Origin of the sequence: Cohnella phaseoli (genome assembly GCF_003386235.1) — a bacterium.
In the GTDB taxonomy this organism is placed as follows: Bacteria; Bacillota; Bacilli; order Paenibacillales; family Paenibacillaceae; genus Cohnella; species Cohnella phaseoli.
The window spans coordinates 1-14,567 of the sequence record NZ_QRDZ01000029.1; the positions used below are offsets into that span (position 1 = coordinate 1).

At 54.6% G+C, this 14,567-nt stretch carries 13 protein-coding genes; 1 reads left to right on the plus strand and 12 read right to left on the minus strand.

Annotated elements, in window-relative coordinates; translation table 11 throughout:
• The 3 genes from DFP98_RS28450 to DFP98_RS28460 form a co-directional block, all read right to left on the minus strand.
• The coding region (locus DFP98_RS28450; protein ID WP_147310289.1) for an ankyrin repeat domain-containing protein at nucleotides 1-415 on the minus strand (415 nt) is incomplete at its 3' end.
• 111 nt (nucleotides 416-526) lie between these two features.
• The gene (locus DFP98_RS28455) at nucleotides 527-1,477 is read right to left on the minus strand and encodes a formylglycine-generating enzyme family protein (RefSeq protein ID WP_147310290.1); all 951 of its coding nucleotides are present in this window, start codon (nucleotides 1,475-1,477) and stop codon (nucleotides 527-529) included.
• Nucleotides 1,478-1,585: 108 nt separating this feature from the next.
• Nucleotides 1,586-2,341, minus strand: a complete 756-nt coding sequence (locus tag DFP98_RS28460) for a hypothetical protein (RefSeq protein ID WP_116064037.1) — start codon at nucleotides 2,339-2,341, stop codon at nucleotides 1,586-1,588.
• Between the two features lie 507 nt (nucleotides 2,342-2,848).
• On the opposite strand from DFP98_RS28460, the gene DFP98_RS39275 reads away from it, so the two are divergent.
• The gene (locus tag DFP98_RS39275; RefSeq protein ID WP_181918004.1) at nucleotides 2,849-3,793 is read left to right on the plus strand and encodes a hypothetical protein; all 945 of its coding nucleotides are present in this window, start codon (nucleotides 2,849-2,851) and stop codon (nucleotides 3,791-3,793) included.
• Here DFP98_RS39275 and DFP98_RS28465 read toward each other — a convergent pair.
• From DFP98_RS28465 to DFP98_RS28505, 9 genes are all read right to left on the minus strand, one after another.
• A complete protein-coding gene (locus DFP98_RS28465; protein WP_116064038.1) occupies nucleotides 3,780-4,433 on the minus strand; it encodes a hypothetical protein in 654 nt (217 codons plus the stop codon). The two genes, DFP98_RS39275 and DFP98_RS28465, sit on opposite strands and share 14 nt — an antisense overlap.
• A 274-nt stretch (nucleotides 4,434-4,707) precedes the next feature.
• A complete protein-coding gene (locus DFP98_RS28470) occupies nucleotides 4,708-6,246 on the minus strand; it encodes an FAD-dependent oxidoreductase (protein WP_116064039.1) in 1,539 nt (512 codons plus the stop codon).
• A 45-nt stretch (nucleotides 6,247-6,291) separates the two neighbouring features.
• Entirely contained in the window at nucleotides 6,292-8,325 is a 2,034-nt protein-coding gene (locus DFP98_RS28475) for an MMPL family transporter (RefSeq protein WP_220377184.1), read from the minus strand.
• A gap of 11 nt (nucleotides 8,326-8,336) precedes the next feature.
• Nucleotides 8,337-9,569, minus strand: coding sequence for a beta-ketoacyl-ACP synthase II (fabF, locus tag DFP98_RS28480; RefSeq protein WP_116064041.1), 1,233 nt, complete (start codon nucleotides 9,567-9,569; stop codon nucleotides 8,337-8,339).
• 17 nt (nucleotides 9,570-9,586) lie between these two features.
• A complete protein-coding gene (locus DFP98_RS28485; RefSeq protein ID WP_116064042.1) occupies nucleotides 9,587-10,732 on the minus strand; it encodes an NAD(P)/FAD-dependent oxidoreductase in 1,146 nt (381 codons plus the stop codon).
• The gene (locus tag DFP98_RS28490) at nucleotides 10,716-11,411 is read right to left on the minus strand and encodes a methyltransferase domain-containing protein (RefSeq protein ID WP_246016817.1); all 696 of its coding nucleotides are present in this window, start codon (nucleotides 11,409-11,411) and stop codon (nucleotides 10,716-10,718) included. Before DFP98_RS28490 ends, DFP98_RS28485 begins: the two co-directional genes overlap by 17 nt.
• A gap of 41 nt (nucleotides 11,412-11,452) precedes the next feature.
• Nucleotides 11,453-12,553: a type III polyketide synthase gene (locus DFP98_RS28495; RefSeq protein ID WP_116064044.1), complete on the minus strand. Its 1,101-nt coding sequence runs from the start codon at nucleotides 12,551-12,553 to the stop codon at nucleotides 11,453-11,455.
• Nucleotides 12,554-12,722: 169 nt separating this feature from the next.
• The gene (locus DFP98_RS28500) at nucleotides 12,723-13,376 is read right to left on the minus strand and encodes a FusB/FusC family EF-G-binding protein (protein WP_116064045.1); all 654 of its coding nucleotides are present in this window, start codon (nucleotides 13,374-13,376) and stop codon (nucleotides 12,723-12,725) included.
• 224 nt (nucleotides 13,377-13,600) lie between these two features.
• Nucleotides 13,601-14,518 carry an aldo/keto reductase gene (locus DFP98_RS28505; RefSeq protein ID WP_116064046.1) on the minus strand — a complete coding sequence of 306 codons (918 nt, stop codon included), beginning with the start codon at nucleotides 14,516-14,518 and terminating at the stop codon, nucleotides 13,601-13,603.
• Between the last annotated feature and the right edge of the window lie 49 nt (nucleotides 14,519-14,567).

Sequence of the window (14,567 nt, forward strand, 5' to 3'; positions counted from 1 at the left end):
TAATATCGATTCCTTGGGCTAATAGTAATTCAATCATTTCTTTATTTCCACGTTCACATGCAAAATGTATCGGCTGCAGATTGTTCGGACCTTTGGAATGGACATCTGCGCCTGCTTCAATTAAATATCGAGTTATCTCTATGTAATTGTGACTAATTGCAATTGATAAGGGCGATTGTCTTCCGACATCTTTAATTTCTTTATCTGCACCTGCTTCGATTAGAAGCTTCACTATATCCAGATTTCCTACTCTACACGCTATTTGCAAAGGTGTTCCGTTTATCGGATTCGAATAATCAGTCAGCTTTTTATTTAGACTATTCGCTTTCGCATTACTTACATACTCCCGCACCAGATCCACATTTTGGTTATAACAAGCATGATGCAAGGTTTCATTATTTTTCGTTGCTGTCATCTGTAGTTACCCCTTCAACACCCAAGTCGGATTTATCGTTATCAACTTACCCACTAACCGTTCCGTTGCAGTCGCCGTGAGGCTCAAAACTTCTCGAAGCTCCATGGTTGATTAAAGACGAACGATGCGACGATAATGCAAGTATTCGGCACGGTCCTCCCACTTCTGCTCTTCCTCATAGGGGTCGCGATAATAGGTAGCAACAGGAACATAGCCCCATGTGACGCCCATACCGCCACAGATAAGCGCACCGCCGTCCCCGCCTTTACCGCGCACGAGTCCTTCAGGCGATACGGTCAGCTCCTGTTTGTAAGGATCGCCAAGGAATTGTAGCCCCATGCCGCTACTCTCCTCCAGATCGAAAGCTCTGTCGCTCACTGCCGGTTCGCCCTGCTCTTTCTGCTCCGGATTCAGTTCTCCGAAGTGCCTGACCCTCATGCGGTAGTCGAAGCTGTCGCCCCAAGGAAATAACGTTCGACGACCTCCGCCGTACACATATTCCCATTCCTCTTCTGTTAACAAATCGAAGCCATCGGGCAGTTCATCTTTCGCCCAAGCCTGCTGGCTGGGACTATCGGCAAACAACCAAATGCGGATACGCCCATCCTCTTTGTCCAATCGAAAAGACTGATGCTGCTCATAGGAGCCGTAATTCGAGGACTTGACGAGCTCGAGCGCCTCCAGCACATCGCTGTCTTCCTCCGGATCCAAGTCATCCAGTTCCACCTCATACCAGGCAACAAGGCGGGTTTGGCGCTCAATTAACAACGGACCTATGTCCGCCTCTCGCACAGGCGACATTTGCTCTCGTAGTACATGCTCCAACTCCGCAGGCTCTCTGCTCAAATCCTCCAAGCCGCTCTCAAGCTCTCCTTTCGTCTCTTCATCCGGTCCGATTGCCCATTGCTCCCATCCGAGTGTAACTCGGTCACCGGGCACATATACGAATTCGCAGCCTTCATACACAAAGATACCCGTTTCCAGCTCAAGCCCGAACCGCTCGAAGCGTTCCATTTTCAGAAACGTGAAACCGGCAGGCAGGCGTGCATTTAACTCGCGCAACAGCTCCTCCTTATATTCACTTGTTTGTTTATTCCAAGTCGCCCGATCCCTTATCACGATTGTCTCCCCTTTTTTGTATAGACTACAATTCCTCCGCAAAACAGCAAATTACAAATTCCCTTCGATAGCAATTTCGTCCACATGCTCTAGCGTTGCTACCACCCACCGACCTACGTAATCAATAAATTCAGCGCTGGATGGGTTATTGATTGCTAGTATAGACCAATGGTCCAGGATCACTTGCCATTCCGATTTACTAATGGAATTCATGCCGGTATGATCAAAATTCTCAAAACCTTTCCCCTTAAGTGGATATACCTGCTTGATTCCTTCGTATAAAAGATGAAAATCCTCGCGATATATCCATAAGCCGATACCCAAATTATCCCGCCAATGCCCCTTCTCATCTTCAGCATAAGGGTACAGCCCGTAGCCGATATTCCCATCACAACGACGATGAAATTGCCGTACATCGATGAGATTATCTTTTTCAGTGATACGGAGTGTCAAAGTGGGATGATCCAAATGCTCTTTGATTTGCAAAACGATTTTCTCGAATTGCTTCTGTCGGCTGTTATCTTCCAAACGGTTAAAAAAGCTGCATTTCAATAAGAAATGCCCACCCCAGCTCACTTGCTCTGTCCATTCAAAAAGAAACAATTCTTTAGCCGTTCGGTCCGGTCTGCCCGCATTAACCCATTCGAACAAAACCGTTTCGTCCTCTACAGCTGTAATAGATGAACCTGTCTCAACAAGAGAAAAGCGCACCGTGCCAAAATACTCTATTAGAAACGACTTGATCCGCAGTTTTTGTTCGTGAAGTGTCAGATAAGAAGTGCAAGCAATATTAAGGTCATAACGCAATAGGATAACTCCCTTTAAATCGGGGTGCTGGGTTAATCTATACTTGTAACTGGATTATTCTGCCCGATCGTCATCAGACTGTCTTTCGTGACGGTAGCCTGTTATATCATTGTACTATTGTTTCCACTTTTCACCACTACTTTTACAACGCTTTCCCACTTCAGAACATCCCGTTATTTATTGTGAAATTTAGGTATCCCAAATCCGCCCCTTAAAATAATTAAACGTCTCCGCATGCAGCTTGTCCAATTCCAGCGCTTGTTCAGCGCGTGCAGCTCAGCAAGGTGAACGCCTGGCATGATAGATGTCCAAGCAACTCATGTTGTATGCCAATATACTATGCTGAAACATCACGATGCCCTGAATTTTAACTGAATTCAATTGGAGGACGGTGATGAAGTGCCCATCAAGACAAAACACACGTCAACTCACAAAGCGTGCAAAAAGAAAGTAAAAATTGTGTGCTGCGTAAAGAAACGGAAACGCCGCAGAATCCGGGTCTCCAGAATGCGGTTCGGCGGGATACAGCGGATTCTGGAAGCTTTGGAACAACGGCTGCATCAGGGGCTAACCCCTCTGAACGATGAGCAGATCAAAGCGCTTCGCAAAGAATTGATCGCTTTGAGAGCGCAATTTGACGAATTGGGCGTTAACATTCCCATTCGGACGGCATTGCAAGAATTGACATTGGCGGAAACCAAACCGGAGGATTTCTCATTGCTAGCGCTGAGCCTCGCATTAAAAGAGATTTTCAATCGAGTCGAAACGTTCATTCTCCGGTTTGAGCTTTCGGAAGCGTCTATTTCCAGGTTAGAGAGAGAAATTTTGCAGATCCAGATCGATCTCAATCTAGCCTTACAAACCAGTCAGGGTCCTCCCGGCCCTCCGGGACCGATCGGATTGCAAGGGCCGCAAGGACTTCCCGGAACAGCTGGAGCACCAGGCCCGCAAGGTCCTCAAGGGCCACAAGGTCCTCAAGGGCCGCAAGGTCCTCAGGGCCCACAAGGGCCGCAGGGTCCTCAAGGTCCTCAGGGTCCGCAAGGGAACAATTTTCTGGAGGAGTTTGCCACAATTGACGGCGGATTTACCGGGGCCATTCCCAATAACTCCCCGATTCCTTTTAATATGCCGCCGGAGATTAACGGGACATTTATCTCGCAGACGCCCCCCTCTCCAAGTGTGTTTCTGGAAGGCGGCCACACTTACCTTATCAATCGGGAGATCGGGAACATCACGACCACATCGGCTCCGGTTCAGTTTATTTTAACGTTGAACGGGACGGAAGTGCCCTACAGCTTTACTTCCGCAGTACAAGCGTTAGGCTCGTCGACAGCAGGCACGAGTATCGTCACGACGCCGCCGGGCGGACCGAGCGTCCTGCAATGGGTCAACGTTTCGGGTTTCACCGTCAATAACCTTGGCGCCACCATGACCATTGTTACGATTGCGTAGTGCTTTTGATTGCCAGGACTGATTTAGGCAGCACAAATAGCTTTGCTAACGGCTCTCCGCGAATGATCTTACAAGGCTGCAGAGGTTCGAACGCAATCGGCAATCCGAGGTGCAGCTGAACGGATTGTACCGATGTGCCCATGAGAAGTCCCGGATGTACGATGAAACGAGCGTCCTTCATTTCGATCGGCTGGATCAACAACAGATGATCGTCCGGGATGTCAACAGACCAGCCAAGTCGCCATTCCAATGTTCCTTCCCCGTTTGGAATGAACATCGAGCGATAACGACCTTCATATTCGTATTCATGAATTTTGTACCAGGAAGACGGCTTAACTCCCAATAAAATATCGTCCTTCTGCACCCATTCGTCCATATCCGCCAATTGTTTGAGCCGCGCAAATTCTTCAGGCTTATCCATCGTCGTTTGAATTTCCGATAACGGATGGATGGCGACATCGACGGGAGAATAAAGCGTCCAACCCAGCTCCTTGGCGCTGCGATACGGCCAGCAAACGCCCTTGACTCTACGGTTCTTAATCCATCTTGCTTCCTGATCAAGCAACTCAGGTTTCGCAAGTTTCTCTTTCTCTGGCAGGATTGCCGTCTGGATGAGTCGTCGAAAAGTAATTGTAGTCAATTCGCTATACATCTCCTTTATCGTCTCGACTCATTCACGAACCCGAAAGAACGGATTACGACATCATATGTCGGCAAGATCGAATCGGCTATCCAACGCTCCCGCAAAAAACAAGGCGGTCGTCCATCTGCAGATCAGAAGGAAAACCGCCTTCGCCGTCCTTCAGATTTGACCAAACGCAAAAGAAACGCCGACGCACATCGTTTCTCACGACATGTTCGGCGTTTCCTGATTTTATGTTAGGCGATGTTTACTTAAGTTTACATAATATTAATTATGTAACTGAACTGACCTCATTAACCTCAAGAACGGTAAGAGGCTCCTTGGCCGGCCCCTCGACCACCTCGCCCGTATACGAGAAACGCGATCCATGGCAAGGGCAATCCCATGTCAGGTCCCCGTCGTTCCAATTCGTCTCGCAGCCCATATGCGTGCAAGTCGTATCCACCACATGCAGCTTTCCTTCCGGATCGCGATAAGCGCCCGCGCGCTTGCCGTTAACGCGGACAGTTGCGCCCTCGCCCGGGATCAGGCTGCTTGGCAATCGATATACGATATCCATTTTACCGGCGATAAGCTGCTTAGCGACGTCCAAATTGTCGGTTACGAAGCTTTTGATATCGGGATCTGCATGCAAACGGGACGGATCGAACAATTCGCGATACCGATCCTCTTGACCCAGCACCAGATTGGTCAACAGACGTGCGGCAGCCGTTCCGTTCGTCATTCCCCATTTCCGATATCCGGTCGCGACGAAAATGCGATCCGAACCGGAAGTAATCCGCCCGATGTAGGGCATTTTGTCCAATGTAACGAGATCTTGAGCAGACCAGCGATAAGCGATCTCCCTCACGCGGTACAGAGAATCGGCAAATGTCTTCAGCGCATCGTAATGGCGGATCGTGCAGGGACTCTGCCCGGCTTTATGACCTTCGCCGCCGATCAGCACGAGCGGTTCCTGACCGTCGGCTGCAATCCGAATCGACCGTTTCGGATTGTCCGCATTGATGTACATTCCGCCGCCATAGCTCTCCTCGATTTTAACCCCTAGAACATAGGAACGCTCCGCATGCATGCGCGCGAAATAAAACCCTTTCCAATCGGCGAACGGAAAGTGTGAGGCGCAAATCACATGGCCGCAGCGAATGCGGGCTCCCGCTTCCGTAAGTACGACCGGCGCGTCTCCATCCTCCACCTTCATCGCCGTCGTCTGCTCAAAAATCCGAGCCCCCGCCTCCACTGCTTTGTTTGTTAATGCCATTAAATAGGACAGCGGATGAAATCTGGCTTGACTAGGCATCAGCAGGGCTGCCTTGATTTCAATCGGTAGCGCAATATGATCCGTCAGCTCTCCGGAGATGCCGAGCTTCTCGTAGGCGCGGAGCTCGTTCTCGAGATTTTCGATCGCCAAATTGGACTCGGTGTAAATATAGGAAGGCTCGTCCGCCAAATCGCAGTCGATGCTTTCCGTGGCAATCGTCTCGCGCATAAAATTCATGGCCTCAAGATTGGCCTCATAGTACAGACGCGTTTTGTCCTCGCCAAAGTGGTTGATGAACTCGTCGTAGATCAGATCGTGCTGGGTGGTGATTTTGGCGGTCGTATGTCCGGTCGTTCCGTTAAGAATGCGACCCGCTTCCAGGAGAATGGTCTTTCTCCCGGCGCGGGACAGCAAATAAGCGGCAGTAATTCCGGTAATTCCGGCGCCGACGATGACGACATCGGCCTCCGTATCGCTCGTTAACGGAGGGAATTCGGGCAGACGGACAGACGACGTCCAGTACGACTGCGGAAATTCGGGAAGCTGCTTCATCCTGTGCGCTCCTTTGCTGTTCGGTTAAGAATTGGAAGCTTTGGCTTAGCTTCTCACAAACGGCAGCCACCAATTCCATTTTCCGAAACATTTCATCAGCGCCGGGACGAGTAGCATCCGCACGATAGTCGCATCCAGGAGCACAACGGCCGCAATGCCGATGCCAAGCTGCTTAACCCCCGAGACATCGGCTAGCGCGAACGGAGCCGTTACCGCGATCATGATCGCGGCCGCCGATGCGATGATGCTTCCCGAAGCCGTCAATCCTTCGCGGATCGCCCTGTCGTTGTTGCGCGTCTCCCCGTAGCCCTCATATATTCGCGATAGCAGAAAAATGCCGTAATCCATACTGATGCCGAACGTCAGGCCAAAAATAAACACCGGAATCATAATCGCAATGTCGGTCGCTTCGATACCGAAACGGCCTCCTTGAAACAGCCAGGACAGCAGACCGAAGGAAGCCGCTATGGACATCAGATTCATCGCAATCGCCTTCACCGGAATGAACAAAGAGCGGAAGGCTGCCGCGAGAACGAGAAAATTGGACAGGACAACGAAGAGCAGCACGTGCTTCATACGGCCGAATACCTCGTCATGTACCTCCTGATCGTATTTCGGTTCTCCTCCGATCTTCACGTCAAGATCGGCATATTGCCTGTCCCGCTCCCGCAACCATTGCATCGTCGTATTCGCTGCTTTATCCCCCTGCAGCCATACCGAAATCCAGCGATGCCCCTGACCGCCGGCCAGATGACCTTCCTTAATATCCGCTTGCACCACGTACGGATCGCGAAGCAGCTCATGACGAATGCTTTCAACAGCTTGTCTGCTGCCGGGCCCCTCCTTCACCGCAAGCCACACCTGCGATACGGACGACGGTTGAAAATGAAGAGCGAACGCTTCGGCGGCCAGTCGCGATTCCTGAGACTGCGGCAGCGATTGCGGTCCCGGCACGCCAACCTCCAACGAGCGGATCGGGAACATGCAGATGAGCAGAAAGCCCATGGCAAAAGTTACAGCAGCAGCCGGCCGTCTCATAACGGCATTCGCCAGCGTCCGCCATAACCTGCCGGAAGGATGCGGTCTCTCCCTGCGGGAAGCCAGTCTTCCGCGAAGCGCATATAGCAGCGCCGGAACGAAAGTCAGGTTCACAAGCATCGAAACGGCCAAAACGACGAGCGTCCCCAGCGCGACGGTATTGAAAATGGGCATGCGAACGTAGAGCGTGCCGAGTAGTGCGAGTGCAACGCAGCCCGCGGATATTGTCACCGCTCTTCCTGAGGTGATCATCGTCCTGCGCAGCGCTTCGTCCGCCTTCTGCCCCTGGCGCTCTTCCCGGAAACGACTCACCATCAGCAGCGCGAAATCGATACATACGGCCATGCCGACCATCGGGATGACGTTGTACACGAACACGGATAGCGACAGTCCGCTGTATTGCCCGATCAAGCACATCATTCCCATGGAGACGATAACCGTGATGCCGCCCGCTGCAAGCGGAAGAACGGCGGGCAGCAGTCCTCCGAGCGCGAAGACGAGCAGTCCGAACGCGATCGGCAGACCGACGGCTTCGGCTGCTTGCAAATCCGTTCGGCTCAAGCGGTTAACGTCCTGCTGCACAACCGGCTTGCCGGTCAGCGTCGCTTTGACGTCGCCGCTGTTTGTCAGCACGCCGCGAATTCGTTCCAACGCGAGCTGCTTGTCCTCCATCGAGCCGGGGAGAATGGCAAGCGTGGCGTAGGCGTATTCTCCCTGCAGCATTTCCGGCCGCTCAAGCGGAGACGATGCGACGAGCGTTCCGGAAATTTGACCGATCCGGCTCATCGTGTTCGCAATCGACTGGCCAAAACTTCGAGAGGATCTGCCGTCGTGGTTATGGAACAAGACGATTACCGGCTCCTCCGGCATCCGCAGCTCCTGCGACAACAGTCTTTGAACATCGGCATATTGGCCGTCCGTCTCCAGACCGTGATCCCCAAGCACGTCTGGCAGCTTGGCGGCAAGCGGAGTGAAACAAGCGGCCAGAATAAGCCAGAAGCCGATAATCCACGAGCGCCGCCGGATCGCTGTGTTCGTCAAGCGCCGCAGAGTCATCTGCCGAACACAAGCACAGCGTTATGGCCGCCGAAAGCGAACGTGTTGGACATCGCCGCGACCAACCTCTTAGGCTTGGCCATATTAGGCGTATAGTCCAAATCCAGGTCGCCGTCCCGCTCCTGATAGTTGACCGTCGGAGGGATAATTCCGTCTCTCAGCGCGAGCGCGGTCAATACCGCCTCCACCGCTCCCGATGCGCCAAGCAAATGTCCGGTCATCGATTTGGTCGAGCTGATCGAGACGTCATAGGCGCGGGAGCCGAACGCCGATTTGATCGCAAGCGTCTCCGTCGCATCGTTCAAAGGCGTGCTCGTTCCATGAGCGTTGATGTAGCCGATGCTGCCTCTGGACAGGGCGGCATCCTCCAGCGCGAGATTCATCGCCCTGGCCCAATCGCTCCCGTCGGGACGCGGCGCCGCGATATGATAGCCTTCGCCGCAAGCTCCGTATCCGAGCAGCTCGGCATAAATCGGGGCGCGGCGCGCCTTCGCATGCTCCCATGCCTCCAGGACGAGCATCCCCGCTCCTTCGCCCATCACGAAGCCGTCGCGCCTTCTGTCGAACGGGCGACTGCCTTGCGACGGGTCGGTCTGCAGCGACAGCGCCCGCATAGCGGCGAACGAAGCCAGTCCGATTCGGCAAATCGGAGCCTCCGCGCCTCCGGCGATCATCGCGTCGGCCTCTCCTCTGCGGATGGCCCGAAAAGCCTCTCCAATCGATTGCGAGCCGGAAGCGCAAGCCGTCGTCGTACACGCCGTTATCCCCTTCGCTCCGAAACGAATCGCCACGCGGCTGGCCGCCATATTGGGCAGAAACATCGGCAGCGCAAACGGAGATACGCGATCGTATCCATTTTTGACCGCTCCCGTCATTCCCGCTTCGAACGTCGCAATGCCGCCGACTCCGCTTCCGATCCATACGCCCGTCCGCTGCGGATCGACGTTGTCTCCCAAAACCAACCCGCTATCCCGCACCGCTTCGTCGGCCGCCGCGATCGCCAACTGCATGAAACGGTCGGTTTTTCTCGTTTCCTTGGCCTCCATCGTTCGCAGCGGATCGAATTCGTCTATTGTCGCAGCCAGCTTCACCGGCAATTGCGCCGTCAGCTCATCGGATAACCGACGAATGCCCGTAACGCCATTTAACGCATTGCGCCACATTTCCGACTTATCCGTCCCGATCGGAGTCACGCAGCCCATCCCCGTTATTGCTACCCGCCTGCTCATATGCTACCTCCTTCCGGCTAATGCCGCAGTCTTGTCGCCCGTACCAGTCTCTCCGCGATTCCCGGCATGACCGCGCCGGCTCGAAGCGCCCACGATGCCAGCGCCGGTCGGGTCAGCAGTCGCTCTAGCCAGCCGCCCCATCGGAGCGGACCGGCAAACTCCTCCCGGATTTGCGCCGTGTACGTCTCTTCCCATTGCTCGTAAGTACTCAATCCGTGCAAATAAGCGTCCGCCATCGGTACGCACAGCTCCGCCGAACGCAGCGCCATCGCCATTCCGTCTCCGCAAAAAGGAGGAATCGCCGCCATGGCGTCGCCCACGCACGGAAGCCCGTTCCAACTGCTCGGCTTCGCCCGCGTTCGCACCGGAGCGGCAGCGGCTTGGGTTCCGGGCACTTGCTCCGCTTTCTCCAATCTTCTGCGCAGGAGGGGGATGCGCGCCGAGGCTTCGTCCAGTATATGGGCGACCGCATTCGTCGAGCCATACCGGCGATAAGCCGACGGCGTGATGATCGCGGCTGCGTTCAGTCGCCCTCCCTCGATCGGCGCAAGTCCGATATATCCGTCCCTGAAAAAATAAAGATCGACCGCCTCGTCCGTGTCGATAGTAGAGTAGTGGGTTTTGATACCCATATACGTTTCTCCGCTCGATGGCTCCGTCTTGGCGCGATCATAGGAGCGCAGCGGATGCCGTCCCCAAGCCGCAATGACAGCTCGCGCCCGCACAAGCTCGCCGCCGTCCTTCGCCGAGAGCGTTACGAAGCGGTCGTCGCCAATGTCCGATATTCCCGCTACCGTCACCCCGGTGTAGACGCTGGCGCCCTCGGCCCGGGCTGACTGCTGCAAGGCAGAGTCGAGCGCCAGACGGCTTAACCCGATAGCCGGTCCCGGAAGCGGAATCTGCAATGATGCGCCGCCGCGTTCCGTATGGAGACGTACGGTTCGGATCGTCGCCGGCCCTAAAGCTGCGATCGCTCGACTTAGGCCCAGCTTCTTCAGCGTCCCAAGCGACTCCGGGGACAGGAACTCGCCGCACGCCTTATGTCGGGGAAACTTGTCTTTGTCGATCAGCGCGACTTCCCAGCCCCGTCTGGCCAGCGCGCAGGCGGCAGCGCTTCCGGCGATTCCCGCGCCGATGACGACGGCGTCAAATTCCGTTCTCATGGCTTTCGTCCTCCCGCAATTGAGGTACGATAACGCTATAGCGAAACAGCGGCCGCCATCGATACGACAGCTCGGGCCGGTCGATCTGCTCGGCAAGCTCGCGAAAATCGCTGCCCCTGAACCCCTTTGCTACAGAAAGCGGACCGTCATGCCGGATATAGCGATTGCGCGACAACAGCCGCGTCGCCAGCCACACCGCCGCCCACGGAAGCCAGTGACGGTGAATGTCGCCCAAGACAACGCCGATTCGGGCAGCTTTACGCATTTTCCCCACCACCTCCGGCAGACGTTCCGACGGAAAATGATGCACGAACTGCGACGCGGTCACGATATCGGCCGCTCCGTCCTTCAGCTCAAACAAATCCTGCCTCACAAAGGTCACGCGCCGTTCATAGCGGAACAGGCGCTCGGCCTCTCTTTCGGCTTCCTCCGTGAGATCGGTCAAAATAACGTTCAGGTTCACGCCTCTTCGGTCGGCCCACTTCAACACGGCTCGGTTGATGTCTCCTGAACCGGAGCCGACGTCGAGGACGGTCAGCGCGGCTGGCTTTCCGGCGCCCCTCCACAATTGATTAATGCCATAAACTATCGGCCCGCTTGCTCCGAACAACCGATTCAACCGATGCAGATGCCGCAGCGCTTCGCGAAGCGGTTCTCCGCCGAAAGTAAAATCGTCCATCAGCTCCGGCTCCGAAGAGCGCCGCCTCAGTCCCTGTTCGCCTAGCATGGTTGATAGGTGAAGCGAAGCATTTCGGCGACCATTCCAGGTCCGAACGCCAGGGCGATGCCTTGCTTCGCTTGTTCATTCGCTTGGCGCTGCCGTTCTCGCAACCGATCCAGCACAAACAGAATGGTTGCCGAAGACATGTTGCCGTACTCGCGAAGCACCGAGCGGCTGGCCTCGACCTGACCGTCCGTTAGCCGAAACGCGGAGGCGACTGCGTCGATGATGCCTCTCCCTCCCGGATGGATCGCCCATAGCTCCGGAATTTTCTCACCGGCCCCGAACGTTCGGACCGCTTCGGGAACCTGCTCAGCAATCAGCGCCGGAATTTCCGGAGAAAGCCGCAGTCGGAAGCCGTAATTGCCGATCGTCCATTGCATAAGCTCTGCGCTGCGAGGAATCGTCGCCGCTTGCGCCTCATGGATCGCCAGGATCCCCCGCTGTCCGGGAACCGGCGCCGCCACCACGCAAGCCGACGCTCCATCGCCGAACAAGGCGGAAGTGAAGAGCTCCTCGCGATCGAAGGAAGGTTGGATATGTAGGCTGCACAGCTCCGTCATAACGACAAGCACCTGAGCTTCGCGATCGGCGCGAACCGTTTCCAGCGCCAGCCGCAGTGCAGTCAGACCGGCCGCGCATCCCAGAAACGTAAGCGGCGTCCTGTTCACGTCCGCACGCAAGTCGAGCCTTCCGCTTAGCTCCGTATCCAGCCCGGGAAGAAACATCCCCGTGCAGCTCGCCGCAATGAGATGAGTAATGTCGCCGGGATGGATCCCGCTATCGGCCAACGCTTTCCTTGCAGCCTCCTCGGCAAGCGGAACGGATGCTTCGTGATAGAGCCCCATCCGTTCCGCTGTCGTGGGAATGCGAACTTCCGCCGAAGCGGGAATGTACCGGCAGCTGTCCGCCGGCTTCAACAATTCAGGCTCGCAGGTATAGCGGCTCTCTACCCCGCAGCTTGCGAAAATCCGCTGGACCCATCTCGCGTCTGTCGGTCGATCCCTTAACGCTTCCTTTAATCGCCGCGAAGCGTCCTCTTGCTCCAGACGATAGGACGGAACGGCCGTGCCGATCCCCCTTATGGCGATATACTCCACAACGCTAAGCCCCCTTACTGAAAAATCGGACAAGAAGTCGTATTTTCAACATATGAGCGAACGAGCGAATGCATGCCAAGTACGCCAAAAAGCGCCCGCAAGAGAATAGATTCGCGGACGCTTTATTGGAACAAATTTTACTTATGAGACTGCCATCGTCAAGCGCAAACTATGCGAGCACCGAGCGAATAAAGCTCTCGAGCGCCGTCGTATCGGTCATGTTGGCGTTGCAGTCATGGCCGCTCGCGCACAGGTAGTTTCCCACCGCCTTGTAGTAATCGGGCGAGCTGTTTGGCGGCCTTTTCTTCGATACTGCGGAGAAAAGCGCCAGCTCGTCGTACTTGCGGCAAATAAAGCAGTAGTTCTTCTTGTTCATTGGCGTATATCTGCCTTCGACGCCTATCAGCTTTCCGTCCAGCGGATAAACGATGAACAGCTTGTTCGAAGCGACGTCCAGCCAGCTTAAATACGTGATATAACGATAATCGATCGCGGCCAGGTCGGGCAGCTTCAGCTTCTTGTTTTTCGGAAACAGCTTAACGATCTGCTCTTTCGTCACTCGCGGGAACTCGGTCAGATAAGGCTCCAAGGCGCGCGTGAATTTCGCGTAATCCTCGGCCGTCTGAACGTTAACGATCTCTCCGAGCAGCTTGAGCCGCTCCCCTGTCGCTAGCGGGAACATCGCCGCAACTTCGGCTTCCGCACTCGATTTGACCGATTCGATGACCTTGCGGTCGGAAGCGGTACGTACCGCGTTTAAGACGTTTTCCGCATGTTTCTTAATGGCATTAAATTGATGGTTTGCAATAAAAGTTTCGCACATTCGGACTTCAGCTCCTTATTTGTATTCGTTACAAACAAGTGCAAAGCCAAATGACGGAAACGAAGCTATGTTTGCTTATTAGGCGATAGGATGAATCAACATGCACCCCATGCAAAGTATCGCCTCCGTATCGGGCTTTGCATGAGTTCGGCTAGTCCGACAATCTTTGATTGTCAATTTCATCCTCCTCCTCTCAAGGGAGATGCGTTAATTATACAATAACCTTACGGCAAAATGTTGCCCGCTGCACGGAAAATCTCGTACCATTCCTGACGCGTCAAATGAACGTCGCTCGCTTTGCAGCAATCGATCAGCCGCTCGATGTTCATCGTGCCGGTCACCGGCTGCATGCCGGCCGGATGACGCAGCAGCCATGCGATAGCGATCGTCGTATTGCTAACGCCATAGTTGGCGGCGATCTCGTCGATCTTCGCGTTCAGTTCGGGGAACTTGTCGTTGTTCAGGAACACGCCCTCGAAAAATCCGTACTGGAACGGAGACCAAGGCTGAACCGTAATGTCGTGGAGGCGGCAATAATCCAAGATGCTGTCGTCGCGATCGATCGCCGATTCATTCTCCATATTCACGTTAACGCCGTTGGAGATCATAGTCGCGTTCGTGATGCTCAGCTGCAGCTGATTGGCTACGATCGGCTGCTTCACGTGCTTCTTGAGCAGCTCGATCTGCATCGGCTTCTGGTTGGATACGCCGAAATGGCGAACCTTGCCCGAGCTTTCCAGTAGGTCGAACGCTTCGGCCACTTCTTCCGGCTCGACTAGCGCATCCGGACGATGCAGCAGCAAAATGTCCAAATAGTCGGTTTTCAATCTTTGCAGAATACCGTCCACCGACGCCAAAATATGCTCCTTGGAGAAGTCGAACATGCCCGGACGAATGCCGCATTTCGACTGCAAAATCATCTGCTCGCGAATAGAGGCGTTCATCCCGACCGCGTCCGCGAAAATTTCTTCGCAAACGCCTTTGCCATAGATGTCGGCATGATCGAAGAAATTCGCGCCCTGATCCATCGCCGTCCGCACGAAGCGCTCCGCCTCGCCCTTCTCCAGCGAATTGATTCTCATGCAGCCTATCGCGACGACAGGCACGTCTAGTTGACTCGTTCCCAGCTTGATCGTTCTCATCCCGAATCCATCCTCTCCTGCGCTTAAAGTATGTAGATGAGGCTGTCGC

Bases quoted from the DNA above. Each gene is read 5' to 3' on its own strand.
- DFP98_RS28505 (WP_116064046.1), bottom strand. From the start codon at position 14,518: ATGAGAACGATCAAGCTGGGAACGAGTCAACTAGACGTGCCTGTCGTC.
- DFP98_RS28500 (WP_116064045.1), bottom strand. From the start codon at position 13,376: ATGTGCGAAACTTTTATTGCAAACCATCAATTTAATGCCATTAAGAAA.
- DFP98_RS28470 (WP_116064039.1), bottom strand. From the start codon at position 6,246: ATGAAGCAGCTTCCCGAATTTCCGCAGTCGTACTGGACGTCGTCTGTC.
- DFP98_RS28490 (WP_246016817.1), bottom strand. From the start codon at position 11,411: ATGGACGATTTTACTTTCGGCGGAGAACCGCTTCGCGAAGCGCTGCGG.
- fabF (WP_116064041.1), bottom strand. From the start codon at position 9,569: ATGAGCAGGCGGGTAGCAATAACGGGGATGGGCTGCGTGACTCCGATC.
- DFP98_RS39275 (WP_181918004.1), top strand. From the start codon at position 2,849: ATGCGGTTCGGCGGGATACAGCGGATTCTGGAAGCTTTGGAACAACGG.
- DFP98_RS28485 (WP_116064042.1), bottom strand. From the start codon at position 10,732: ATGAGAACGGAATTTGACGCCGTCGTCATCGGCGCGGGAATCGCCGGA.